The sequence below is a fragment of the Romboutsia sp. 1001216sp1 genome (assembly GCF_039841805.1).
Taxonomy (GTDB): Bacteria; Bacillota; Clostridia; order Peptostreptococcales; family Peptostreptococcaceae; genus Romboutsia_C; species Romboutsia_C hominis.
On sequence record NZ_JBDPHA010000001.1, the window covers coordinates 1 to 25148 of the forward strand.

General features: G+C 26.5%; 22 protein-coding genes. 2 read left to right on the forward strand and 20 right to left on the reverse strand.

The window, feature by feature from the left end:
* Positions 1–1588, reverse strand: a 1588-nt coding sequence (locus ABHC41_RS00005) for a dynamin family protein (protein ID WP_347553564.1), incomplete at its 3' end; no start/stop codon positions are given.
* A 211-nt stretch (positions 1589–1799) separates the two neighbouring features.
* On the opposite strand from ABHC41_RS00005, the gene ABHC41_RS00010 reads away from it, so the two are divergent.
* A complete protein-coding gene (locus tag ABHC41_RS00010; protein ID WP_092926290.1) occupies positions 1800–2138 on the forward strand; it encodes a phage holin family protein in 339 nt (112 codons plus the stop codon).
* An 88-nt stretch (positions 2139–2226) separates the two neighbouring features.
* Here the strand turns inward: ABHC41_RS00010 and ABHC41_RS00015 are convergent, their stop codons facing one another.
* Complete coding sequence (locus ABHC41_RS00015) at positions 2227–3366, reverse strand: AI-2E family transporter (RefSeq protein ID WP_271891807.1); 1140 nt, start codon at positions 3364–3366, stop codon at positions 2227–2229.
* Between the two features lie 230 nt (positions 3367–3596).
* On the opposite strand from ABHC41_RS00015, the gene ABHC41_RS00020 reads away from it, so the two are divergent.
* Positions 3597–4025, forward strand: a complete 429-nt coding sequence (locus tag ABHC41_RS00020; protein WP_092926294.1) for an EamA family transporter — start codon at positions 3597–3599, stop codon at positions 4023–4025.
* Between the two features lie 83 nt (positions 4026–4108).
* Here ABHC41_RS00020 and ABHC41_RS00025 read toward each other — a convergent pair whose 3' ends face one another.
* The 18 genes from ABHC41_RS00025 to ABHC41_RS00110 form a co-directional block, all read right to left on the reverse strand.
* Positions 4109–4621: a DNA topology modulation protein gene (locus ABHC41_RS00025; protein WP_271891809.1), complete on the reverse strand. Its 513-nt coding sequence runs from the start codon at positions 4619–4621 to the stop codon at positions 4109–4111.
* Between the two features lie 112 nt (positions 4622–4733).
* The gene (locus ABHC41_RS00030) at positions 4734–5486 is read right to left on the reverse strand and encodes a creatininase (protein ID WP_271891811.1); all 753 of its coding nucleotides are present in this window, start codon (positions 5484–5486) and stop codon (positions 4734–4736) included.
* A gap of 144 nt (positions 5487–5630) precedes the next feature.
* The gene (locus ABHC41_RS00035; protein WP_092926298.1) at positions 5631–6083 is read right to left on the reverse strand and encodes a YhcH/YjgK/YiaL family protein; all 453 of its coding nucleotides are present in this window, start codon (positions 6081–6083) and stop codon (positions 5631–5633) included.
* Positions 6084–6133: 50 nt separating this feature from the next.
* Entirely contained in the window at positions 6134–7285 is a 1152-nt protein-coding gene (locus ABHC41_RS00040; protein WP_271891812.1) for a cyclically-permuted mutarotase family protein, read from the reverse strand.
* Positions 7286–7661: 376 nt separating this feature from the next.
* Positions 7662–8186 (reverse strand): dihydrofolate reductase family protein, encoded by a 525-nt coding sequence (locus tag ABHC41_RS00045; RefSeq protein WP_166505242.1) that lies wholly within the window; start codon positions 8184–8186, stop codon positions 7662–7664.
* Positions 8187–8406: 220 nt separating this feature from the next.
* The gene (locus ABHC41_RS00050; RefSeq protein ID WP_092926302.1) at positions 8407–9093 is read right to left on the reverse strand and encodes a hypothetical protein; all 687 of its coding nucleotides are present in this window, start codon (positions 9091–9093) and stop codon (positions 8407–8409) included.
* 368 nt (positions 9094–9461) lie between these two features.
* Positions 9462–9818, reverse strand: a complete 357-nt coding sequence (locus ABHC41_RS00055; RefSeq protein WP_166505241.1) for a DUF1667 domain-containing protein — start codon at positions 9816–9818, stop codon at positions 9462–9464.
* A gap of 2 nt (positions 9819–9820) precedes the next feature.
* Positions 9821–11065 carry an FAD-dependent oxidoreductase gene (locus ABHC41_RS00060; protein ID WP_092926306.1) on the reverse strand — a complete coding sequence of 415 codons (1245 nt, stop codon included), beginning with the start codon at positions 11063–11065 and terminating at the stop codon, positions 9821–9823.
* On the reverse strand, positions 11055–12515 hold the full coding sequence (locus ABHC41_RS00065; protein WP_166505240.1) for an NAD(P)/FAD-dependent oxidoreductase: 1461 nt from the start codon (positions 12513–12515) through the stop codon (positions 11055–11057). The genes ABHC41_RS00060 and ABHC41_RS00065 overlap by 11 nt, the downstream gene beginning before the upstream one ends.
* Positions 12516–12738: 223 nt before the next feature.
* Positions 12739–14277 (reverse strand): glycerol kinase GlpK, encoded by a 1539-nt coding sequence (glpK, locus tag ABHC41_RS00070; RefSeq protein WP_195237073.1) that lies wholly within the window; start codon positions 14275–14277, stop codon positions 12739–12741.
* A 60-nt stretch (positions 14278–14337) separates the two neighbouring features.
* Complete coding sequence (locus tag ABHC41_RS00075; RefSeq protein WP_195237072.1) at positions 14338–15135, reverse strand: MIP/aquaporin family protein; 798 nt, start codon at positions 15133–15135, stop codon at positions 14338–14340.
* A gap of 202 nt (positions 15136–15337) precedes the next feature.
* On the reverse strand, positions 15338–15889 hold the full coding sequence (locus ABHC41_RS00080; RefSeq protein ID WP_092926313.1) for a glycerol-3-phosphate responsive antiterminator: 552 nt from the start codon (positions 15887–15889) through the stop codon (positions 15338–15340).
* 326 nt (positions 15890–16215) lie between these two features.
* Positions 16216–17001: a 5'-methylthioadenosine/adenosylhomocysteine nucleosidase gene (locus ABHC41_RS00085; protein WP_271891816.1), complete on the reverse strand. Its 786-nt coding sequence runs from the start codon at positions 16999–17001 to the stop codon at positions 16216–16218.
* 267 nt (positions 17002–17268) lie between these two features.
* Positions 17269–17871, reverse strand: coding sequence for a manganese efflux pump MntP family protein (locus tag ABHC41_RS00090; protein ID WP_092926315.1), 603 nt, complete (start codon positions 17869–17871; stop codon positions 17269–17271).
* 278 nt (positions 17872–18149) lie between these two features.
* Positions 18150–20042: a PTS fructose transporter subunit IIABC gene (locus ABHC41_RS00095; protein ID WP_271891817.1), complete on the reverse strand. Its 1893-nt coding sequence runs from the start codon at positions 20040–20042 to the stop codon at positions 18150–18152.
* Between the two features lie 3 nt (positions 20043–20045).
* The gene (pfkB, locus tag ABHC41_RS00100; RefSeq protein WP_271891819.1) at positions 20046–20963 is read right to left on the reverse strand and encodes a 1-phosphofructokinase; all 918 of its coding nucleotides are present in this window, start codon (positions 20961–20963) and stop codon (positions 20046–20048) included.
* A gap of 166 nt (positions 20964–21129) precedes the next feature.
* Positions 21130–22905 carry a BglG family transcription antiterminator gene (locus tag ABHC41_RS00105; RefSeq protein ID WP_271959424.1) on the reverse strand — a complete coding sequence of 592 codons (1776 nt, stop codon included), beginning with the start codon at positions 22903–22905 and terminating at the stop codon, positions 21130–21132.
* A gap of 165 nt (positions 22906–23070) precedes the next feature.
* Positions 23071–25041: a HAMP domain-containing sensor histidine kinase gene (locus tag ABHC41_RS00110; protein WP_271891821.1), complete on the reverse strand. Its 1971-nt coding sequence runs from the start codon at positions 25039–25041 to the stop codon at positions 23071–23073.
* Between the last annotated feature and the right edge of the window lie 107 nt (positions 25042–25148).

Consider the following 25148-nt stretch of genomic DNA (forward strand, 5'->3'; position numbering starts at 1 on the left):
AAATATTTATATACTTATAGTCTATATATACTTTTTCAAAACTATGATTTTTTATATATTCTATGTTTGAAATTATAGTATTTATATTATCTTTTAATATTTTTTCTATGTCTTTTGTTATGAGTTCTTTATTTATAGATAGGTAATTTGGTTTATAATTTACGTCTTCATTAAATGCTTTAACTAAAAATTTATTAAATAAATTTTCTAGTTTATCTTCTTTTGCTTTATCTTTTAATTGTTTTTGAATTGGTACCTGGATTTTATCTAAATTTATATTAGTATCTATTTTTTGATAAATGACATCTTTATTGAAATTTGATTTTTTATAAATTATATCATATATATTACTAAAATCATTATTGCATTTATTTTGCAAACTTATTATATGGTCCTTTATTTCTATATCTATATCTTTTATATAACTTAGAGCATCCTTTTTTATATTATCTAAGGTGTATTTTAATTCATAATCTATTTCATTATATATAGATAAGTCTTTGTATAATTCTCTCTTATGTGAGTATATAGATTGTAGTATATTACTTTTAGTTATATATAAATTTTTGTATTTGGATTCTATTTGCTTATTTTCACAAAGTTTTTTAAAATTAACATCTATACTTTTATATAATTTTTCTATATTGCTTTTCTGTATATAATAATAATCTTCATTTAATATTCCTTTTATAGCATCCTTAGCTGATATGTATACAATGTCTTTAAACTTATCTTTAAATAATTCTTCACATTTATCTTTAACTTTATCTAGATCTTTTTCTTTTATTATATCAATCTTATTTACAACAGCTATTATATTTTTGTTAGTGTAATTTTTATCTATATCATTAATTTCATTTATAAGCTTTGTATTTTCACTAGATACTATATTTTGAGCATCTATTACCCATATAATTCCATCTGCTATCTCATAATATCGCTCTACTTTTTTATCAGTATTTAATAGACTTTGGTTAAGTCCCGGTGTATCTACTATAGTAAAATCATTTATTAAATTTCCTTCTTTTAAGTAATATTTAACCTTACATATTTGAGGTTTATATAAATATTTCTCTTCTAATTCTCTTTTGTATTCTTTAAGTTCTTTTTTTGTTTTTGTATTTTCTTTTTTAAGCTCTTGAACTAATCTATATATTTTTTCTTTAGATTTTTTGTACTTATCTTCTTCATCTTTCAGTAATCTATATCCACCTTGTATACTTTTTAAAATTTTTTCTTCGTTGTCATATATTATCTCTATTTTTTCTAAATTACTCTTTAAAAAAACATCAACCTTCCAAGTACTTGGTATATCTTTTGTAGCTACTACCTCCCTTTTTATTAATGAGTTTATAAGAGTTGATTTTCCGTAGTTCCCACAACCCACTATACAAAGTACAAATGGATTTTCTAGCTCTTTTACATTGTTTTTTAATTTATTTATCTCTTTTTGTATATAATCTATAATATATATTGATTTTGTTTTATCTTTGGTATATATATACTTTGTAATATTATTTATTTCATTTTCTATAGGTGTAATAATTTTCATAATATTGTTTAATTCTTCATATCTTGAATTATACATAATATCATCCTTTTTTGGTAAATTAATTTAATTATATTTTTACTTTAATAAGTGTAGTGTATATAAATTTAATATATAGACAAAATTAAAAACAAAACCATATTTAAAGTATATGATCTAATTATCTTAAATATTATACTAACTTGAAATATTATTGTATATATGATTTAATATTTGTATAAATTTGTAATATTTTGAAAGGAGATTTACTATGAGAAAAGCATCATTATTTATAGTCGTTAATGCTATATCCTTATATATAGTATCTTTACTTTTAAATAGCGTATATATAAGTTCTTTTAAGTCATTAATAATACTTACATTAATATTTGGATTACTTAATTTAACTATAAAGCCTATACTTAAGTTCTTTTCATTCCCTATAACAGTTTTAACTTTAGGGTTATTTTCACTAATTATAAATGGATTAGTTTTAAAGCTAGCATTCTCATTTGTTAATGGAGTTTATATAAATAGTACTTTAAGTGCAATAGGTGCATCTATATTGCTATCTATTGTAAATAGTGTTTTATATAGTATATTAGACTAATTAATAATATAAAAAGGGACTAAAAGCCAACTTTAGTCCCTTTTTATATTATTTTAATTGTTTATATAAAATAAATACAAGTATCAAATTATTTTTGTATATTTATATTTTTTGATTTTATCTTATTATTTATATACCCACCACATAAAGTATATATCATACTAAAAAGAGGTACTCCTATTAGAATTCCTAATACTCCAAACATTGATGAACCTATTATTATAGGAACTAATATCCAAAATGATGATAATCCTATGGAATTTCCTACTATAAATGGATATATAAAATTCCCTTCTACTTGCTGAATTATAACTATCATTATTATAAAGTAAAGTGCTGTTACAGGTTTTATCATAAATAATATCAAAGCAGAAAGAGCTGCTCCTAAAAATGTACCAAATATAGGTATTAAATCTGTAATTCCTATTAATGTACTTATTAATATAGCATAAGGCATATTAAATATGGTCATACCTATAAAGCATAAACTTCCCATAACTATACCATCTGTACATTGTCCTACTATAAATTTTGAAAATTTAACATCGCCTAATCTAATAATGCTCATTATTTTATCTGCCATATTTTCACTTAAAAGACCATATATCACCTTTTTAAATTGAACTATAAGCTTGTCTTTGCTAAGTAACATATATATGGCTATAACAAAACCTAATAATAAGTTAGTTATTATAGATGTTATTGAAAAAGTAATTCCAACTATATTAGATATAAAATAATTTAAAGTTTTTATCATAAAGTCTGACATCTTATCAACCCCTGATAATAAACTGTGATGTAAATTATCTGATATATTTATATGAGACATATAAGTTGTTATATAAGACTGTAATGAGTCTATATCCTGCGGAATACTACTTATTAAACTTGAAGTACTTTTTACTAATTGTGGTATTACTAAGTTTATAAATGCACTTAATAATAGCCCTATTGTTATAAGTGTTAATATTAATGATATTATCCTTATAATAATTTTTGAATTCTTTATATTATATTTTTTAACAATTTTTCCTATTAATCTATTTTCAAAAGATTTCATAGGTACATTTAGTAAAAATGCTATAGCTAATCCTATTATAAAAGGTTTTAATATAGATAATGTAGTGTTTAAAACATTTCCTACAGTTTTTATATTTAATAATAAAAAGGATAATATAATTATATAAGTTGCTAGTATAAATTGATTTTTCAGTTTAAAATCCCTCATAAATTTTGACTCTCCTTTTGTTGATTGTTTATTATTAAATTATACAACAAACAAGTTTAAATTAGTATGTTTTCAAACAAGATATAATATTTTATTATTTTTTATATAATTTTTTATTGCATTTAAATATTTATTGACTATATAAGATTTATAAAGTATTATTTTAGTTATTGATATTTATTTTCATTTATTTTTAATTAACATCTAATATTGATTCGCAAGGAGGTTTTATGAGTAATTGGTTATTTTATGCACTTTTAGCGGCTATCAGTGCAAGTTTTGTAACAGTTTTTTCTAAGGTGGGAGTAACTAACTTGTCTCCTTCACTAGCTACTAGTGTTAGAGCAGTTATAATGGGAGTATTTTTAGTATTAGTATCTTTTATAAAAGGGGATTTTTCTAATCTATCTTCTCTTTTAAGTCATAAAAAAGACTTACTATTCTTAATATTTGCTGGCGTATCTGGTGCTTTGTCTTGGTTATTTTTAAATATAGCACTAAAGACGGGAAAAACTTGGCAAGTAGCTCCTATTGATAAGTTATCTGTAGTTTTAACTGTAATTTTTTCTATTTTAATATTTAAAGAACAAATAAGTGTAAAAGGTATAATAGGCGTTTTATTTATAGCTATTGGTACTATATTTGTTGCCTTAGGATAAATTTTATATTACATATCAAGACAATAAAAATATTAACTATATATTTCATAGTACATAGTAATTAATTTTTTATTTACTATATACTATGAATTTGTTATTTTCTGTAGAAACAAATTAACTTCTTTTGCTTTTTTCAAAACTACTATTTTATTCTTAAAATTTTTTTCTATTTGTTTATAATGATTGCGTATTTTTTTAGTGCGACCTTTATAAAGAATCCACCAAATAAATTCTAAATCGATTTTCTCTATACATCCTTTAGCCATATCTTCACGAGTTGTGTTTTTGTATCTAAAATATCTCTTTAATGCTCTATAAATACAAATTCTACGTGGAAATTTCAAAAAAATTATTTTATCAGCTTGTTCTAATCTTTCTTTTTGAAAAAAATCACTATAATTTCCATCTATTATCCAAGAATCATTTTTCATAAAGTCACATACTATTAAACGCCCCTCATCTCTATCACGTTCAATCCAATTTGGCAAAAAATTAACTGTGTCGAGAAATAAAACAGGTGCCTTATAATATTTTGCAAGCTTCCTAGCAAGTGTGGATTTTCCACTTCCACTATAACCAATTATTGCAATTTTCATTTTATCCCCCCAATATTAATAAATTAAAATAATAGTAAATACATTAAAAACCTATTGCTAGTTATTTATAGCCATAGGTTTTTAATGTATTTTTATAGCAAAATATTCTTGTTTATTTTATAAATTCTTTGTTTACTATACTAACCATTTTGTCTAAAGCTTCATTTACTATTAGTTCTCCTTTTTCTTTAGAACTAGTTCTTCCTATGGCTAATAATCCTGATTTTGGAACTAAATTCTTTGGTATTGGATATACATGATAAGTTGGTACTTCTTCTATTTTTTCATCTATTAATCTATCCATATGAACTAGTTGTGGAGCAAATTTAAGTATTAATGAAGTCTCTGTTATAGCTGCATGTTCTAATGCCCACCCTGGAAACTCTATTTCATCAAATACTTTATCAATAGTATCTTGGCTTATTAAGTCCCACCAGCTCATCATTATTATTTTAGTATCATTTGGCATAAATTTGCTTACTAAATCTATGGCTTCTAGTAAAAATGCTTGATTTTCAAAATGAGAGTTTACTATAGCTATTTTTCTTACACCATCTCTTATTAACTCTTCTAAAATATCTTTTACTAACTCTATTAAAGTAGTTCCATTTAAATCTATAGTACCTGGAAATAATGGACCTCCACCTGATGCCGGTTGAGATTTATATCCATAATTTATAGAAGGCATTACTATAGAATTTGTTTTTTCTCCTAATAATTTAGAGAATCCCTCAGATATTATAGTATCTGTAGATAATGGTAAGTGTGGTCCATGTTGTTCAACAGACCCTATAGGTAATATTACTACATCTTTGTCTTTTCTTTCATTAAACTCATACCATGTCATTTCTGCCATTAGTGTCATAAAAATCACTCCTTTATTAATACTACTGTATAAATTATATCATATAAAAAAATGTATTTAACAAGTTTAAATAATTAAATTTACCAATAATAAAAATTTAATTTTTATACTTTAATAAGAGAGGGCATATACCCTCTCTTATATTTATCTTATTATAATTTTAAATATAGCTTTCTTTACATATTCTTTTTCATTTACTTTTATAGCTGTCATGTGAGCATCTTCTGGATAGCAAATCAAGAAATTTCCTTTTCTTAATTCTACATATCCATTATTTTCACCTTCTAGAGGTAAAAAGTCCGATTCTTCTTCATAATCTTTTTGAGTTAATTGTTCTATGAAATTTAAGTCAATTCTTTCGCATCCATCTATCATTAAATGAATATCTATGTACTTTTTATGAGCTTCCCAAAATCTTTCTTCTTTCTCATAAGTTTCATATTCTACTATATTTACAAATATATCTTTTCCATCTATAGTGTATGTCCCTTTTTCATAGCTTTTTAAATCATTTTCATTAGCATATTCAAAACACCTAAGTAGGTCTTTACTTAAATTAGGATAATTTTTTATATGCTCTATATTGCCAAATATCATAAATCTTCCCCCTATCTTAAAAGTCTTTACTTAAATTTATACCTTGATAGCTACTCATTAATTATTGTTCCTACAAAAGTTCTTTCTGTTCTAACACCTGGTTTTACTTCCCCATTTATTGAATATATCTTATTTCCATTAAGTATTAGACCTGCTCCACAAGGTGCATTAAATGGAATTTCTCCTACAGTTTTCCAGCTATCTTCTTCTGCATTATATATTAATATATTTTCATTCCAATTAAATTCCTGAGGATCTGCACCAAAATATTTTTGTCTAAAGGCTTGTAATTCTTCTCCTTTTAAGTTATCTAGATTATAAACTGCATCATCATATATTTCTTTATTAAATCCACCTATAACTAACATTTCTTCTTCATTAAGTTTCACTGAGCTTGCTCCTAATAAAGATATTTTATTATCATTTATTTTAATATCAGAAACCTTTTCCCATTTATTATTTTTTATGTTATATTTATATCCATCTGTATATGCTACTTTATCTCCACCACTAAATACATATATATCATCACCTAATATTTGAGCTACAGCTTGGTTTCTAGTTGCTTCTCCTGGCATAGGTGCTAACTCTTTAGTCTCACCTTTTTTTATGTCAAATCTATACATCTTATTACTAGGTGTTCCATTTTGCTTTCCTAAACCAATATATATATATCTATCTTTTTTAACTGCTATTCCATCGCTAAGTGTAAATGGTAAATCTCCTATGTGCTTTTCTTTAAGTTTTCCTTTTTTATTAACTGTAAATAAAGTTACATTATCAGCTTCTTTTTCATTACTACTTCCACCTATATAGTAAACTCCATCTTTATCAGTAATTGAGCTCCCATATCCAATTTCATAATTTAGTTTTTCATGGCTAACTTGCTTCAGTCTTCCATCTTCTTCCTTTAGTACATACACATCTGGATAAAGCTTTTTAGCCCCTCCATCTAAAACTGGTTTATCTGGGAAATTTGCTCCTCCACCAGCTATTATATATTCGCCATCTTTACCCGCAAGTAAACCTGCAGTACCTATATTTTTATCTTGTCCAAATTGTGCCTCTAAGTCACCACCATGTTCCCAGAGTATTCTATCTACATCATTTCCACCTGCATTTCCAGTATAATTCATAGTACTTGCACCTAGTATAAACGTAGATGAAATTGCAATTGCCATAGCCTTTGTTAGCTTTCTCATTACTTACCTCCAATAAATAATATATTTTTAAAACTAAAAATTATAGATATAATTTGTAGAGGTATTTATTTTAGTCAAAAACTATTTATCAATTTTATATACTTTAAGATTTATATATACTGTTATTTATAAAAATGACATAACTATATTTTTAGTTTTTTTACTTTTACAATTAGATTGTACTAATAAAAAATATTCTTATCAATAAGATTTTTATATAACTTCTATATAAAATTAATTTTATGTTTAATGTAATAAATACATAAACTATAATAGAATTTTTTATGTATTTTTTAACTAAAATTTAATATTATATATATAGAAAAAGTTATGAAAATAAATATTCTCATAACTTTATATATTTAAATTTTATATACTATCTTTTTGAATATCTTAATATGACAATCCCATTGTCTGAAATATACTCATCTAAGTGTAAATCTATTTTAGGGTTATTACCCAAGAATAATGGTCTACCTTTTCCAAGTATTGTAGGTATTATTCCTATTATATATTCATCTATAATATCTGCTTTTATAAAGTTGTCTACTAATTTCCCTCCTCCAAATAAAAATATGTTCTTTCCTTCTTTTTTTCTTTCTTCTTCTATTACTTTACATATATCGCCATTTATAAAATGTATATTTTCATAATCTTCTAGCTCCTTTGATGTAGCTACATACACCTTTTTGCTTTTGTAGTCATTATGAAAATTTTGGTCATAACATTTTTTTCCCATTACTACAGTATCTACTTCACTTAGAAATTCATTAAAATCCCACTTTTTATCACTATTTAAAGAATTATCTCCATCTCCAACTATCCAGTCAAATCCTCCATCTTCACTTGCTATATATCCATCTATGCTAATTGCTAAGTTTAATATTATTTTTCTTTTCATATTTATGTCTCTCTTTCTTACTGATTTTTTTAGTTTAATTTACATTTTATCATAAAATATTTTAAATTATAAATATATTATAGTACATAGTTTCTTATATTCTATTAAAAATAGATATTATATTAAATTATCAACTTAAAATCATTAATTGTTAGTATTACTATATAAAAAGAGCACCTCTTTTTTAGAGGTGCTCTTTTTTAGCTTATATTAATTTATTTTACATAGCTAATTCAAGATATCCACTTGGGTGGAAGTAGTATATATTTGATGTATTTTTATCTACAAAGAAACCTAAGTCAGTATCATAGTCTGGGAAAAATACATATCCACTTAATCCTTTTTCTTTTAATGCACTAAAGTTATTTTCATCACCTTGGTATGTATAGTTTGCATCTTGATTATACATTTTTAATAAATCTTTAGCTTGTTCTTGATTTAATACTTTTATAACTTCAACTTTACTTTCTTCTTTTATGTCTGGTTGTACTTTATCATTTGAAACTACTACATTTTCTTCTTGTACTTTATCATCTTCAGTTTTTTGTTTATTTTCAACTTTTGCATTTTCATTAGTAGTTGTATTTTCTTCTTTAGCTACTTGATTATTTTCTTGTTTGTTTTCTTCTTTATTTATTTTATTATCATCTTTTTTAACTTCTTCTTTATTTTCAACTTTTACTGATTCATTATGTACTTTATTATTGCTTTCATTTTTTATTACTTGTTTATCTATGTTGTTATTTTCTTCTTTATTTACTTCTTCTTTTGTATTAGTGTTTATACCTTCAACTGCTTCTACTTTAGGTTTGTTATTAGAATTTTGTGCAAATATTATGTTGTTTATTGGACTTACAAATAACATCCCTCCACATAATACTGATAATGCTGTTATAGCTCTTTTCATTTTAATCACGTCCTTTTAATTTATGTAAATTTATGTAAGTTTTTATTTTATTTCCTTCTATGTATTTATATTAACATATTAAAATTATATATAACAGTTACACGGCTGTTACCTTAGATTACAAGTTCGTAATTAAAGTAACAAGGATGTAACTTTTATATTTATACTTTTTGGGTACAACAAAAATTCGCTTTGCTTGAGCGACGTGTCGGCAAAACACTTCATGTCGCCCACGACTTCGTCTGTTGCTCAAAATATCTTTTTTTGCATTTTAATCTTATTGATATATGTTGTCTATGTAAGCTATCAACAGCTTTATGCTTAATATAAAGTACTGGTATATAAAAAAGATAGCATAAGCTATCTTTTTAATAAATATCTACTGTTTTAGCACTAACTACATCAATACCTGTGTCTAGTATGTTTTTAACTATAACATCTCCTACACTTATTGGTGCACTTACCTTTATAGTATCTAATTCTCTCATTATTTCAAACATCATATCTTTTGGTATAGATTCTTTTGTTTTTACTGGCAGTAGGTTTAAATATGAATTTTCAAGTCTTACAGTAGTAGTTATAACTCTTTTAGGATTAGTTAACTCTTCTACTCCATACTTTTCTCCTCTTTTACAAGTATTTCCTTCTACTTTATATCCATCATCAGTCTTAGTTACTACTAATGGACATCCCATAGGACATACTATACAAGTTATATTTGCCATATTTAAGCCTCCTTAACACTTACAGTTATATTTTCTTTTATATCTTTAAATAAATCTTTAGATAATTTTATATTTTCCATTTCAGATGGTATCATATGTTTTCTTTTCTTTTCTAATATTACTTTACCATTACTTTCTACTACTAATTTTTTGTTACTGTATATATTTCTAACTCTCATAAATAAATTTATATCTTCATCACAAGTTGTGTCTATATTTTGTGGTACTATATAAGAAATTCCTTCACTTGCTAAAGTTTTTACACTTTCATTATTTTTTAATTTATTTAATGAGTATAGAGCTGCATTTTTACCAGCTATTCTACTTTCTTTTGTAACAAAATCTACTAAGTCATGTACATGAACTACATTACCACAAGCAAATACACCATCTATATTAGTTTCCATGCTATTTCTAACTATTGGTCCACTAGTTTTACTATCTAGACTTACTCCTAAATCAACACTTAACTCATTTTCTGGTATAAGTCCTACTGATAAAAGTACTGTATCACATGGTATATATTCTTCTGTTCCTTTTATAGGCTTTCTGTTTTCATCAAGTTTTGAAAGTGTAACTCCTTTAACTCTTTCTTTTCCATGAATATAACTTATACCTGTGCTTAACATTAAAGGTATATTAAAATCATCTAAACACTGTACTATATTTCTAGTAAGCCCACTACTGTGAGGATTAACTTCTACTACTGCCTTAACTTTAGCGCCTTCTAATGTCATACGTCTTGCCATTATAAGACCAATGTCTCCTGATCCATATATAACTATTTCTTTACCTACCATATACCCTTCCATATTTGATAGTCTTTGAGCTGCTCCTGCGTTGTATACTCCTGCACATCTATATCCTGGTATATCGATTGCACCTCTAGTTCTTTCTCTACATCCCATAGCAAGAACGATTGAATCTGCACTTATATTTATAAGTCCATCTTCTCCAAGTGCTTCTATAGTTTTATCTTTAGTTATATTAAGTACCATAGTATTTAGCATATAATCTATATTTTCTTCTTTTATCATTTCTATAAATCTATGAGCATACTCAGGCCCTGTTAGTTCTTCTTTAAATTCATGAAGTCCAAATCCATTGTGTATACATTGATTAAGTATTCCACCTAATTCTCTATCTCTTTCTATTATAAGTACATCTTTTGCACCATTTTTCTTAGCTTCATAAGCTGCTCCAAGACCTGCTGGTCCTCCTCCAACAACAACAACATTATATTTCAACTAACTCACCCCTCATTTCCTTAACTTTACCTACTACCATGTTTGATTTGTCATAATCTTTTAATACATCTTCAACGTTTATATTAAGTTCTCTAGCTATTATTTCTATAACTTTAGGACCACAAAAACCACCTTGGCATCTTCCCATTCCTGGTCTTACTCTTCTTTTAACTCCATCTACAGTTTTAGCTCCACATGGTGATTTTATAGCATCTATTATTTCCCCTTCTGTTACCATTTCACATCTGCATATTATCTTTTTATATCTTTCATCTTTTTTTGCTATTTCTTCTTTTTCTTTGCTACTCATATGTGAAAATGGCTTATTTTTTCTTCTTATTGGGTTAAAATCTGTGTTTTTCTCTAAGTTTAATCCCTCTTCTTTTAGAATTTCTACTACATATTTTGCAATAGCTGGTGATGAGGCTAACCCAGGTGATTCTATTCCACCTACATTTATAAAGTTTTTGCATTTATCTGATGCAAATATCATAAAGTCTCCTGTATTTGGTGTTGCTCTAAGTCCTGCAAAAGATGTTATTGTCTTTCTAAAATCTATATTTTCTATACTTTTTCTTGAGGCATTAACTACTTCTTCTATACCTTCTCTACTTGTAGATATATCTTCTTTGTCATCTACAACATTTGCATTTGGACCAACTAATAAGTTTCCATGAACTGTTTGAGTTACTAATACACCTTTACCTTTTTTTGTTGGGCATTGGAATAATGTATGATTTGCTATTTTCCCTTCAGATTTATCTAGTATTTTGTACTCTCCTTTTCTAGGTATGATATAATACTCATCTCCGCCTATCATATTGTTTATTTTGTCACTGTATACTCCAGCTGCGTTTATTACATATTTTGATTTTATTATTTTGCCATTTTTTAGTTTTATATTAAATTCATCATCTATTTTATTAATATCTACTACTTCACTTTCTAATTTTAAATCTACTCCATTTGTTATAGCATTTTCCATAAGAGCTATATTTAAATTAAATGGGCAAACTATACCTGCTACTTCACAAAGTAGTGCACTTACTACGTTTTTATTTACACTAGGCTCAAGTTTTAATACTTCTTCTTTGTTTAGTATTTTTAGACCTTCTACACCATTTTTTATTCCTCTATCATAAAGTTGTTGTATATGTTTTTTATCTTCTTCATCAAAAGCTAAAACTAAAGAACCATTTTGTTTAAATTCTACATTTAGCTCCTCACAAAGTTTAGGATACAACTTGTTACCTTCTACATTTAATCTTGCCTTTAAACTTCCTTCATTTGCATCATATCCACCATGTACTATAGCACTATTTGCTTTAGTAGTTCCTTGACAAACTTCAACTCCCTTTTCTAGTACTACTGTTTTTAAATTATATTTAGATAATTCACGAGCTATAGAGCTTCCCACAATTCCAGCTCCTATTATTGCTATATCATACATAACTTTCCCTCCAACTTATGTTTTTTCTAAAAAAAGACAGAGAGCCCCCTATACGTTGTATAGAAGGCTCTCTCATCTCTTAGCCAAAAATATTTAAATATTGTACTTAATAAAATTCACTTTGTTATAATTTGTAAATTATAGATATTACTTTAAAATTGTAAACATTTTCCTCGATATATTAATTATATACTATAAAATATTTTTTGTCACTAATTTTATATTAACTCTCAACTGATGCTAATTCAGATTTAAATTCTTCATCTTCTCTTGCCCAATCAAGACTTCTTTGTACTGCTTTTTTCCATCCTTTATATAATAAGTTTCTCTTTGCATCACTCATACTAGGAGTAAACTCTTTATCTATTATCCAAGATTTCTTAATATCTTCTTTGCTATCATAAAATCCTACAGCCAATCCTGCTAGGTAAGCTGCTCCTAGCGCAGTAGTTTCTACTACCTTTGGTCTATTTATATTTGCATCTAATATATCTGACTGGAACTGCATTAAGAAATTATTTGCACTTGCTCCTCCATCTACTTTAAGCCCATTTAGCTTTAGTCCTGAATCTTCTTGCATAGCATTTAATACATCTTTAACTTGGTATGCTATTGATTCAAGTGTTGCACGAACTAAATGTGCTCTATTAGCACCACGAGTAAGTCCCATTACACTACCTCTTGCATACATATCCCAATATGGTGCTCCAAGCCCTGCAAATGCCGGTACTACATATACTCCATTAGTATCATCTACACTTTGAGCATAAAATTCACTTTGGCTAGCATCATATAATATTCTAAGCTCATCTCTTAGCCATTGTATAGATGCACCACCTATAAATATACTTCCTTCTAATGCATATTCAACTTTCCCATCTACACCCCAAGCTATTGTTGTTAATAATCCATTTTTAGATTCTACCATATTTTCTCCAGTATTCATTAACATAAAGCAACCTGTTCCATAAGTGTTTTTTGCACTTCCTTCTTCAAAACAAGTTTGCCCAAATAGTGCTGCTTGTTGGTCTCCTGCACATCCTGCTATTGGAATTTCAGCTCCTGCTAACATTTCTTTGTCTGTGTGTCCATATACACAACTAGATGGTTTTACTTCTGGTAACATACTCTTTGGTATGTTTAACATTTCAAGTATTTCATCATCCCATTTTAACTCTTTTATATTATAAAGCATAGTTCTAGCAGCATTTGAGTAATCAGTTACGTGTACCTTTCCACGAGTTAAATTCCATATTAACCAAGTATCTACTGTACCAAATAATAGATCTCCATTTTCTGCTTTTTCTCTTGCACCTTCTACATTATCAAGTATCCATTTTATTTTAGTTGCTGAAAAATATGCATCTAGTATAAGTCCTGTTTTTTCTTTTATAGTATCTTTGTATCCTTTAGCTTCTAATTCATCACATATCCCTGATGTTCTTCTACATTGCCAAACTATCGCATTGTATATTGGCTTTCCTGTATTTTTATCCCAAACTATTGTAGTTTCTCTTTGGTTAGTTATACCTATTGCACAAACTTCATCTGGTCTTATAGAATTAGTTTCTAGAACTTCTCTCATAACTCCACTTTGGCTTCCCCATATTTCCATAGGGTTATGTTCTACCCATCCTGCATTTGGATAAAATTGAGTAAATTCTTTTTGGGAAGTTGCTATTATGTTTCCACTCTTATCAAATAATATTGCTCTTGAACTTGTTGTTCCTTGATCTAGCGCCATTATATACTTTCTTTCCATACAAATCCCTCCCGGAAATTTTAAAATTTATATTTATAATTATTGTTGTATTTAATGTTTCTACTTAGATGCTTCTGTAACCTCTTCATCATCTAAATATCTTTTTACACCTTTGTCATATACAAATCCTGCAAGTAAACCACCTATAATTGGACCTACTATTGGAACTAAGAAATACATATTTTCTCCTAATGCATTAGTTCCCCATCCTGCTATCATTGCAAATAATTTTGGTCCAAGATCTCTTGATGGATTCATTGCAAATCCTGTTAATACTCCAAAACTTGCACCTATTATAGCTATTGTTAAACCTATCATAACTGGTGCTAAATTAGCATGAGGCTTGTTTGAGTTTTTAGCTTCTCCAACTGCAAGTATAACCATAACTAAAAGCATTGTTATTATTATTTCTGTAAATAAAGCTGTCATTATACTTATATCAGCATGTGGGTATGTTGAGAATATTCCCGCTGTAGCCATACCACTTGCACTTGCTCTTACTATATTATTAGCATTTTCAAAAGATATGAATAAGTTCTTAAATAAAAAGTAAACTGTAGCAGCTCCTACAAAACATCCTAGTATTTGAGCTATTATGTACGGTAAGACCTTTTTCTTTGGAAAATCCCTATACACCATTAAAGCTATAGTAACTGCTGGGTTTATATGTGTACCCGACACTGCTCCTGTAACATATATTGCCATGGTAACAGCAAGGCCCCATATTATACCGATTTCCCACTGTGAAATACTAGCTCCATTTAATACAAGTGATGCAACTGATCCACAACCTATAAATATTAGTATCCAGGATCCTATAAATTCAGAGATACACTCTCCCATCAATGTTTTTTTCAACTTAATTCCCCCTTAATTTTTATAAAATCAATTTTTTGTAAAAAAACAGAGAGAGCTCATAGTAAAAAAACTATTAGCTCTCTCGTCTCCAGCCTAGTATTGATTTAATTAAATAATAATAAAAAAACTTTTTCCCGTCAATATTTTTTAAGGTTAAGTTTTTAACATTGCAGTTAAGTTTTTAACAGCCTTTTTTTAATCCTTACCATATACTTTTATCTGTAGTTGAAACTGCCATAGCACCACAAGATAATATATTTATAACTTCTTCTTTTTCATCTATAAGTCCACCACATATTATTGGTATATTAGGATAAGTTTTATTTATCCTTTTTACTATCTTTGGCATTATTCCAGGCATTATTTCTATAGCTTGAGGCTTTACTTTCCTTAAGCTTTCTATAGCATTTTCAAGTGACATTGAGTCTATAAAGAAAAACCTTTGCACAACATCTAGGTTTAGCTCTAATGCCCTTTTTACAATATTAGTTTTAGTAGTTATTATTCCATCTAATTTTACTTCTCTTTTTATATAATCAACAATAACCGGATTTGATGCTATTCCAGATATCATATCTATATGAACAAATACCTTTTTATCATATTTATGAAGATATTCGATTATTTTTTTTAAATTAAGTATATCTCCATTTAATAAAAATACAATATCACAATCTGATTTTGCTACAGCTTCTAAGTTTTCGTCATTTTTAATTGCACCTATTATAGGATTTACTTCTAAAATTTCTCTCATTTTTTCCCTCCAAATTTGTATGCGTCTATATTTATTATACATTAATAAAAAAAAGTGCAATATTAATTATTTTTTTAACAAATTTTAAAATATAAAAGAGGAACGATTCGTTCCCCTTTTATATTTAGCCCATTTAATTATTTATAGTCATTTTGATTTCGTAAATCATCCCAAAAATTTTCTACATTAACTACTTCTTTATTTATCCCTTTATAACCATCCTAATAAAATTTTTGATTAATATGTATTCGACTTTTAGTTACATTAGCTTTATATAATAAAAAAGTTGGTCTATAAATTAGCCCAACTTTTATTTATTCTTAATATTAGTATATTTTTATAAATTCTTCTAATAATGAACTAGCATTTTTAGCTGCTATTGGTAAGAATTCCTCATATGATAAATCAGCTTCTCCATTTGCTTTATCAGATATTGAACGAAGTATAACAAATGGTATATCATTTAAGTAAGCTACTTGTGCCATAGCTGCTCCTTCCATTTCTACTGCCTCTACATCTTTAAAATTATCTTTTATTTTTTTAGCAATATCTCCACCTGCTACAAATTGGTCTCCTGTAGCTACCATTCCATCTACTATATTTACACCTTTTACATTCTTAGCAGCTTCTTTTGCTTTATTTATCATATTTTTATCTGCATCAAAGAATCTTTTATTTAATCTTGATATTTCTCCAAGTGGATCTCCAAATGCTGTTGTATCAAAATCATGCTGAACTGTAGTTGTTGATATAACTACATCTCCTTGATTTAAATCTTCATTCATAGTCCCAGCAACTCCAGAATTTACAAGAGCTGATACATTAAATTTATCAATTAAAACTTGAGTACACATAGCCATATTAACTTTTCCTACACCAGAACGAACTAACACTATATTTTTATCATGTAATGTTCCTTTGTAAAATTTTATACCTGCTATAGTCGTAGTTTCTTTTATATCCATCTTTTCTTTTAATATTTCTACTTCTTCTTCCATAGCCCCTATTATACCTAATACATTTTCATTTCCTGTTTCTGATTGTGATGTGCATCCTACCATTAAAAATATTGATAATAATATTGTTGGTAGTAAAACTAATATTTTTTTCATTTTCTAATTACTCCTTAATTTTATGTCAAAATCATTTTACAATATTATTTATATCATTATTTTCATACATTTTCAATATTTTTTTATATTTTTTATGTATTATTATGAATTTTTATATATTTAAATTAAATAAAGTTCGTTTTTTTACTTTATAATATATCTATTAGACACTTTAATTTTTATAAAAAAATAGATATAATAAGTTATTGAAAAACTTACTATATCTATACTTTTATCATATATTTTTTATGTTTTGATTATATGTACTTAAAATAACTGACTAAATATATGTGTATGTTCATTAAATATATTTATACCTATGCCTATAAGTATAATTCCACCTATAAGTTCTGCATATCCATTAAATACGTTTCCTATTTTTTTACCTATAAAAACTCCAAATAAACACATTATAAATGTTATAACACCTATAGCTATTGATACCTCTACTATGTTTATACTTAAAAAAGCAAAACTTATTCCCACTGCTAAAGCATCTATGCTAGTAGCTACAGATAACACTAAAATATCCTTTGTAGAAAGTTCTTCTTCAGATGTAGCAGCTAACAAAGTATCTACTTCATTTGCTTCTTTTCTTTCATCTATGAATCCTTTTATCATTTTATATCCTAAGTAACTTAATAATATAAGTGCTATCCAATGATCTATAGATTTTATGTACTTTTCAAATCCAATACCCATAACCCACCCTAAAAGTGGCATTCCACCTTGAAATATTCCAAAGAATAAGGCTATTTTTATACCTAAAGATTTTGTTAAATGTTTAATAGTCATTCCTTTTGTTACCGATACAGCAAAAGCATCCATTGAAAGTGCTAAAGCTGTAAATAATACTGCTGTAATACTCATAATTTCCTCCTAATTTTTTATTTTTGCAAAAAAATAACGAGACTCTAGGTATGCAAAATAAGCATACCTGAGTCTCGTTTTTTAAGATTAGACCAGACTATTTAGTCATTATGTTGACCTAATCACACAATACGTGCAAACTACTCCCTCAGTATGATAGGATATACATCTTATTATAATACAAATTTATATATAAATAAAGTTTTTAATCATTTAGTATATAAAAAATAGATAGACTTATTTTTATATAAGTCTATCTATTTTTAACTAAGTATATATTATTCATTTATAGGCTTTTTTAAAGCTGCTAATGCTATCATACCTACTACTGAACCTATTGCTATTGCAGCTAAGTATCCTAAAGGGTTACCAACAACTGGAACAACAAATATTCCTCCATGTGGTGCTCTTAGTGTTGCGTTAAACATCATACTAAGTGCTCCTGCTGTTGCTGAACCTAATACACAAGCTGGTATAACTTTAAGTGGGTCTGCTGCTGCAAATGGTATTGCCCCTTCTGTTATAAATGATAATCCCATTACATAATTAACCTTACCTGATTCTCTTTCTTCTTTTGTAAATCTATTTTTAAAGAAAGTTGTAGCAAGTGCTATTGCTAAAGGAGGTACCATACCACCTGCCATAACTGCTGCCATTATTTCAAATTGGCCTGATTGTAGTGATGCAACTCCAAATACATAAGCTGCCTTGTTTATTGGTCCACCCATGTCTATTGCCATCATACCCCCAAGTATTAATCCAAGTATTAATTTAGAACTAGTTCCAAGTCCATTTAAGAAGTTAGTTATACCTAAATTAAGTGCTGCTACTGGAGGTATTATTAAAAATGTCATTATAATACCCATTAAAAGTGTCCCAAATAAAGGATATAAAAGTACTGGCTTTATTCCATCTAATGAATCTGGTAACACACTAAATACTTTCTTAAGCCCTACTACTAAGTATCCTGCTATAAAACCAGCAAGTAATGCTCCTAAGAAACCTGAACCACCAGTATTTGCTAGTGCTCCTCCTACAAATCCTACTACTAAAGCTGGTCTATCAGCTATACTATATGCAATATATCCTGCTAGTACTGGTAACATAAATTTAAAAGCAGTATCTCCTATTGATTTAAAGAATGCTGCAAGCGGTGTGTTTGAACCAAAAGTATCTGGATTTATTGAGTAATCATCAAGTAAAAATGCTAAAGCTATTAGTATACCTCCACTTACTACAAATGGTAGCATGTTTGATACACCATTCATTAAATGTTTATATACTTTTCTAAATGTACTTTCGTCACTACTTTCTTCTTTTATTTCTACATTGCCGCCGTGATTATATATAGGTGCATCTCCATTTTCTGCTTTAGTTATTAACTCTTCAGCTTTGTGTATTCCATCAGCAACTTTAGTTATTATAACTTTCTTTCCATTAAATCTAGCCATATCAACTTTTTTATCTGCTGCTACTATTATAGCTGTTGCATTTGCTATTTCTTCTTTAGTTAATACATTTTTAGCACCAGATGAACCATTAGTTTCTACTTTTATGCTAACTCCCATTTTCTCAGCTTGTTTATTTAAGCTTTCTGCTGCCATAAAAGTATGTGCTATACCTGTCGGGCAAGCTGTAACTGCTAATACTTTTGGGTATTTTGAAGTTTTTTCTTTAACCACTTCTATTTTTTCTTCTTTTTCTTCTGGGAATTTCTCTTTTTCCTTTTTATCTATTAAACTTAAAAACTCATCTTCGCTTTTAGCATTTATAAGTTTTTCTCTAAATTCTTCATCCATAAGTATTGTAGATAATCTTGATAACACCTCTAAGTGAGTGTTATTAGCTCCTTCTGGTGCTGCTATCATAAAGAATAAGTGTGATAGGCTCCCATCAAAAGATTCATAGTCTACACCATCTTTGCAAATAGCTGCAGCTAAACATGCATTTTTAACTGAACTAGTTTTAGCATGAGGTATTGCTATTCCTTCACCTATTCCTGTTGTACTTTGATTTTCACGAGCTATTATTGCTTTTTTATATTCTTCTTTATTATTTAAATTGCCACTATTATTTACTAAATCTACTAGCTTGTCTATAGCATCACTTTTATCAGTTGCTTTTAAGTTAAGGCTTATAGACTTTTTATTTATTAAATCTACTATCTTCATAGCTTATCTCCTCTCTACATTTATTTCATCTATTAAACTATATATATGTTCTTTATCTGCTAAATCATTAGAAAATGCTGTTGCACCTCCACTAGCTGCCCCTAGTTTTAAAGCTTCTTTGTAGTCTTTTGAATTTAGATATCCAGCTATAAATCCAGCTACCATAGAATCTCCTGCACCTACTGAATTTTTAACTTTTCCTTTTGCTACGTTACTTATAAATATTTCTCCATTTTCTGTTATAAGTAATGCTCCATCTTTCCCTCTTGATATTAATACATTTTTAGCTCCCATATCTTTTAACTTTCTAGCATAAGTTATTATTTCATCAGTAGTTTCTAATTTAACATTAAATAATTCTTCTAATTCATGGTTGTTTGGCTTTATTAAAAATGGTTTGTGCTTTAATACATTAATTAATAAATTTTTAGTTGCATCTACTACTATTTTTATATTTTTATTTTCTAGCCTTTTCATTATATTTTCATAAAGAGAAGAATCTAAAGTATTAGGTATACTTCCTGCTAGTACTAATATATCGTTTTCCGTAAGGGTGTCTAATTTTTCATATAATTTATTTAAATCTTTTTCATTTATATTTGGTCCTTGACCATTTATTTCTGTTTCTTCACTGCTTTTAACCTTAACATTTATTCTTGTAAATCCATTTTCTATATTTATAAAATCTTCATTTAGTCCTTTATCTTTTAATACATCTTTTATATAATTACCTGTAAACCCACTAACAAATCCTAGAGCTCTACTTTCATATCCTAGTTCTTTTAATATTAAAGATACATTTATACCTTTACCACCTGGATATACATACTCTTCTTTAGTTCTATTTACCTCTCCATTTTTTAGATTATCTAGCTTTATTACATAATCTATAGATGGATTAAGTGTAACTGTATAAATCATTTTATCACCTCATTGTGTTATCTTATATACTTATAATAAGCTAGAATACCTTTTCCTAAAAGACAAAAAATTTCTCTTAGTTAAAAGAGAAATTTATCTATTAAATATAAAGGTGTATTTTCACCTTTATTATATTAAATTTTTTTAGATTATAAATTAAATATATTTATTTAAACATAGCTATAAATTTATCATAATTTTTAGATTCACATATACTTATAACTTTAGCTATAGAATCTATTCTTTTATATATGCTTGAAAGTAAATCTTCATAGTTTAATATACTATCTTTTTGTATACAAAGCATTACTATAAGCCTTACATCCCCTACTTCCCACTTTATGCTTTTTTTAAGTATTCCTATTGCTATAGTATTTTTATATACCTTTCCTTTAGCACCATGAGGAATAGCTACCATATTTCCAATTTCTGTTGTAGCTATCTTTTCTCTATCAATATAAGATAGTTTCATTTCTTCATCTATATAATTCTTTTTAAGTAATTTATCAGACATATAATCTATTGCATCATATTTATTATCAAAATCTAAGCCTGTAAAGAATAAATCCTTATCAAATATTTCAGATAAATTTATATTATAATAAATTTTACCTGTATCTATAAACTTTTCTATTATCATTATTTCCTTTTCATCTAAAAATGGTGATACATTTATAACAGGAATATTTTTAATATCTATAGGTACCGTAGATATTATAAAATCTACATCAAGTACTCCTATAAAATCTATTAAGTAAGAAGGAATTACTTTTAGTATTTCAATTCTTTTATCAAATTTAGCTTCAAGCTTTGCCTTTATGAGCATAGATGTTCCAATGCCTGATGCACATACTATTATAGCTTTTAATACTTTTTTGTTTTCTTTATGAGAAATTCTTTGTAATGCTCCTCCTATATGAATTGCAATATTTGCAATCTCATTTTCATCTATTTTAATATCTAAATCTTTTTCTAATGTATTTTTTGCAATAGTTGCTAGTTCAAATGCAAATGGATACTTAGCCTTTATATCGCTTGCTATTATACTTTGAGTATTTATGTTTAGTTCTTTGTTAGTATAAAAGCTAAGTATATGCTTATATAAATACTTTTTAAATATATTATCATTACTTAAATCTATAGATGTAGCTAATTTTAAATTTTTAATAAACTCATCTATAGAGCTTAGTACTTTTTCTTCATATTCTTTATTGTAATTACTGTTTATTTTTTCTTGGTAGTTATTAATATATATTTTTATAAATTCTTTATAATTATTATTATCTTCTAATGATAGTGATAGTAGTATATAATTGAATATATTATTAAATTCATAATCAGTAAATATTATATGTTTTTTATGTATATTGTATAATATTTCACTTCTTATTGAAGATATATTTGAAGCTACAATGTCACTAAAAAAGTCTTCAATATTTATGTTTTTGTACTTTAAGCTACTTTCTATTATACACTTTATTATATTTTTAGTATCTCCTGAAATACTAATACCTAGCTTATGTTTTGATATAGTTTTTAAATTATAATTTTCAAGTATAACTTTAACTTCTTTTAAGTCATTTTTTATGGTAGATAGACTAACATACATTTCATCTGCTAAACTTTCTATTTTCAATGTTTTATCTTTATAAAGTAGTAGTATCTTTTTTAATATATATCCTACTCTATCTATATTAACGTTAGTTTGTTCATCATCTTTATCAATAATAGAATCTACATTTCCAACTAATATATATCCTTTTCCTCTTATAGAATCTATTTTTACATTTTCTAAAGTAGAGTTTATCTCTTTTATTTCTCCTTGAACTGTTTTTGTAGAACAATCTAGTTCATATGCTAAAGCCTTACTAGTTATAGGTTGTGTACTTTTGTTTAATATATTAATTATCTTAACTTGTCTACTGTTTAAAATATATGTCAATATCATCAATCCTTATTATAATTTTTTATCTATTATTTTATTCTACTATAAGTGTAATTATAGTTTCAAATAAAATTAGTTTTCCTTTACTAATTATTTATCATTTATTTTAAAGTAAAGTAACCTATACATAAGCATCTTTAAAGCTTATATACAGATTACTTATTAATATACATCAGACATTTCTAAATCTACTATTTTATTTATATCTTTTATACTTGAACCTTCATTTTGCATTTCATTTACTTTCAAATGTCTAGGAAGGCATATCTTAAAAGTAGAACCTTTATTTATTTCACTTTCTATTTGTATTTTTCCATCATGAATATCTATTATTTCCTTTACTATACAAAGTCCTATTCCACTACCTTCATTGTGTCTAGTATATAAGTTGTCCACTTGATAAAATCTATGAAATATATAATCAACCTTTTCTTTTGATATACCTACTCCATTATCTTTTACTTCAATAACTACATTTTCTTTTTCTTTATAAATATACACACTTATAACTCCATTTTCAGGTGTAAACTTTATAGCATTTGATAACAAATTTAATATAACTCTTTGAATTTGAAATATATCTATAGCTACTTTTACCTCTTCACATTCTGTGTCAAATACCATATCAATATTTTTTCTTCTTGCAAAATCTATACTAGACTCAAATATATCTTCTACAACACATACTATATTGCAATTTTCTAAGTTTAATTTTAACATTCCAGATTCAGCTTTAGTCATATCTATTATATTATTTGATATTTTAAGCAGTCTATAGGCATTTTTATCTACATTTTCTAGCTTACTTAATATATAATCTTTATCTAGATTTCCTTTTTCAAGACTTTTTTCTAATACTTTAGTTGTTCCTAATATTATATTTATAGGTGTTCTTAATTCATGGCTTAGATTAACTATAAAATCTGATTTTAATTTCTCTCTTTCTTTTGCTCTTTTTTGTATTTCTATTCTTTTTAATTTATCATTTCTAAATCTAATAAAAATTATGATTATACCTATAATAATTATTATTGATATGATTTGTAAAAATATTAAAACTCCTTTCATCCATGTAGGAATTAGTAATTCAAAAGGATCTTTATTTAAAACAACTACATCCTTTATTACAGAAAAAGGATTAATATTATACTCATATATACTGTTATAATCTACGTATGATTTTACTTTAGGTTCTGGAACACTTTTAATATTTTCTATTTTTTCTCCATTTTTTAATTTAATTATCATCTCTCCAATTATACTACCTTGTTCTTGACCTATATCTATACTACCTCCTAATATACCAGCATTCATATAGGTTTGATCGTTAGAGTATATTGGTGCACTGCTATAATTTTTTATCGTATTTATAACTTCTATAGGAGTTTTATACTTTCCTAAATTTTTACACTGAAATTCTCCTCCAATTATATTAATAGTACTTTCTGAATTTTTAATCTCACTTAATTCTTTTGTTATATCTTCTAAATAATTACTTTTTATATGTCTTATTTTTACTTGATCTTTTAAGTATCTATCTACTATCCTTGTTACTTCCTTATAAATAGAATATCCATATCCTGATTCTTCCGTTATTATATTTATATATCTTACTTTAGGAGTTAAGTCTTGCATTAAAATCATTAAATCTAATGTATCATCACGGTGATATACACCTGTCATGTTTTCTTTTTCTTTGTTGGTTTCTTCTAAATTATTATCTACACCACTAAACAAAAGAGGTAATTTATAAAAATTGCTATTTATATTTTTTACTTCCTTTTTAAAAACTTCATAAGATTCATCATTTACTGCGTATATAAGATCTATACTTCCCTTTGGGTACTTTTTACTTAACATATCTTTTAATGATTTTATATATTCTTTATCGTGATTAACTCTAAAATCTAAATATTCAACTTTAAAGTTTATATTTGGCTCATTATTATTTGATATATAATTTTTAAGCCCCATTGCTATATTTGATTCCCAGTAATGTCCTTGATGATAAGAGTTTAGTACTAAAACGTTAAATGACGCATCTTTTGTACTTTTTGCATGTATTTTAGATATAAACATCTGTGTCATTAATATAACAGTTAATATGTATATTATTTTCTTAAATTTTGTCATTTATTAAATCTCCCTGTCCCAAAATATACTCAAGATTTAATAATTCTACATTATTTGTTTTTTTCCTTTATTATTTTTATTTAAAATAAATAAACCTAAGGAAATAA

Coding starts and splice junctions, on each gene's coding strand:
- ABHC41_RS00025 (WP_271891809.1), bottom strand. CDS start 4,621: ATGAAAATTGCAATAATTGGTTATAGTGGAAGTGGAAAATCCACACTT.
- ABHC41_RS00040 (WP_271891812.1), bottom strand. CDS start 7,285: ATGAGAAAGCTAACAAAGGCTATGGCAATTGCAATTTCATCTACGTTT.
- ABHC41_RS00030 (WP_271891811.1), bottom strand. CDS start 5,486: ATGACACTAATGGCAGAAATGACATGGTATGAGTTTAATGAAAGAAAA.
- ABHC41_RS00065 (WP_166505240.1), bottom strand. CDS start 12,515: ATGTATGATATAGCAATAATAGGAGCTGGAATTGTGGGAAGCTCTATA.
- ABHC41_RS00035 (WP_092926298.1), bottom strand. CDS start 6,083: ATGATATTTGGCAATATAGAGCATATAAAAAATTATCCTAATTTAAGT.
- ABHC41_RS00015 (WP_271891807.1), bottom strand. CDS start 3,366: ATGAGGGATTTTAAACTGAAAAATCAATTTATACTAGCAACTTATATA.
- ABHC41_RS00020 (WP_092926294.1), top strand. CDS start 3,597: ATGAGTAATTGGTTATTTTATGCACTTTTAGCGGCTATCAGTGCAAGT.
- ABHC41_RS00010 (WP_092926290.1), top strand. CDS start 1,800: ATGAGAAAAGCATCATTATTTATAGTCGTTAATGCTATATCCTTATAT.
- ABHC41_RS00085 (WP_271891816.1), bottom strand. CDS start 17,001: ATGAAAAAAATATTAGTTTTACTACCAACAATATTATTATCAATATTT.
- ABHC41_RS00050 (WP_092926302.1), bottom strand. CDS start 9,093: ATGAAAAGAGCTATAACAGCATTATCAGTATTATGTGGAGGGATGTTA.
- ABHC41_RS00045 (WP_166505242.1), bottom strand. CDS start 8,186: ATGAAAAGAAAAATAATATTAAACTTAGCAATTAGCATAGATGGATAT.
- ABHC41_RS00110 (WP_271891821.1), bottom strand. CDS start 25,041: ATGACAAAATTTAAGAAAATAATATACATATTAACTGTTATATTAATG.
- glpK (WP_195237073.1), bottom strand. CDS start 14,277: ATGGAAAGAAAGTATATAATGGCGCTAGATCAAGGAACAACAAGTTCA.
- ABHC41_RS00055 (WP_166505241.1), bottom strand. CDS start 9,818: ATGGCAAATATAACTTGTATAGTATGTCCTATGGGATGTCCATTAGTA.
- ABHC41_RS00090 (WP_092926315.1), bottom strand. CDS start 17,871: ATGAGTATTACAGCAGTATTATTTACAGCTTTAGCACTTTCAATGGAT.
- pfkB (WP_271891819.1), bottom strand. CDS start 20,963: ATGATTTATACAGTTACACTTAATCCATCTATAGATTATGTAATAAAG.
- ABHC41_RS00095 (WP_271891817.1), bottom strand. CDS start 20,042: ATGAAGATAGTAGATTTAATAAATAAAAAGTCTATAAGCCTTAACTTA.
- ABHC41_RS00080 (WP_092926313.1), bottom strand. CDS start 15,889: ATGAGAGAAATTTTAGAAGTAAATCCTATAATAGGTGCAATTAAAAAT.